Here is a 443-nt window from a genome sequence, read left to right on the forward strand (position 1 = left end):
ATGAGCTGCTGTAGGCATATTACGAACACGACCTTTTCCTTTTGCTACAGTTGGGAACACAATAGATTTTGCGTATACACCTTCTTCATTTAGACGCTTACTAAATTCTTGTGTTAACACTTCGTCCCCAATAATACAAGGTGTAATTGGCGTTTCACTTTCCCCAATGTTAAAGCCAAGTTCTTTTAATCCTTGTTTTAAGTAGCGGCCATTTTCCCATAAACGATCATGTAACTCTGTGCTTTCCATTAAGATTTCAATTGATCTCATGCAAGCTGCTGGCGCGACACGTTTCTCTATAAGCGTTTAGACGTGAAGTGAGAGTGTTGCTGAAATTTATCTTAAGCAACAATAACTAATATATCGAGAGTTGGAATGAAAATCGTCATGTTGAATTGAAACAACTCCATTAATACTCCTACATGCATGATTTGTTAGTAGAC

At 37.5% G+C, this 443-nt stretch carries 1 protein-coding gene; it reads right to left on the reverse strand.

What is annotated here, in order from left to right:
* Positions 1 to 270: aminotransferase class I/II-fold pyridoxal phosphate-dependent enzyme (locus tag CRV03_RS13975; protein WP_258239110.1), on the reverse strand; the 270-nt coding region annotated here is incomplete at its 3' end.
* Positions 271 to 443: the final 173 nt, after the last annotated feature.

The sequence above is a fragment of the Arcobacter sp. F155 genome, assembly GCF_004116455.1.
In the GTDB taxonomy this organism is placed as follows: domain Bacteria; phylum Campylobacterota; class Campylobacteria; order Campylobacterales; family Arcobacteraceae; genus Halarcobacter.